Origin of the sequence: Komagataeibacter intermedius TF2 (assembly GCF_000964425.1) — a bacterium.
GTDB lineage: Bacteria > Pseudomonadota > Alphaproteobacteria > Acetobacterales > Acetobacteraceae > Komagataeibacter > Komagataeibacter intermedius.
Map to the genome: position 1 here is coordinate 1 of NZ_BANF01000559.1, position 420 is coordinate 420.

Genomic DNA, 420 nt, shown 5'->3' on the forward strand with positions numbered 1-420 from the left:
CAGTCCCCTTCGCCAGCGCCTGCTTGATGACATGGCGGTGCGGCAGTTCTCCCGGGAGACGCAGCGCAATGACCTTCGCGATGTCGGCCGTTTCGCCACGTTTCTGGGCCGCTCACCCCATACGGCAACAGCCGAGGATGTACGCCAGTTCCAGATTGCGCAGAACGAAGATGGGATGCCGACACCGACCATGACTGTCATCGTGTCGGCCCTACGTTTTTTCTTCACCCGAACACTCGACTGCTCCGACCTCGCACGCAAGTTGGTCCGGGTGCGCATCCCCGCAACCTGCCTGTCGTGCTGAGCCGCGATAAGGTTGCCCGTCTGCTCAACGCGACCACTTGCCTCAAGCATCGGGTCGAACGGGGCAAAGGCTGACGATATCGCAACGCCATGCTTCCGGCAGACCTTCTGCCCCTG

Annotated in this window: 1 protein-coding gene; it reads left to right on the forward strand. The window is 61.9% G+C overall.

Translation table 11 applies throughout. The annotated features are described in order from the left end of the window. Positions 1-304 (forward strand): phage integrase N-terminal SAM-like domain-containing protein (locus B7449_RS18545; protein ID WP_244465786.1); only part of this gene is annotated, 304 nt, incomplete at its 5' end. Positions 305-420 lie beyond the last annotated feature (116 nt).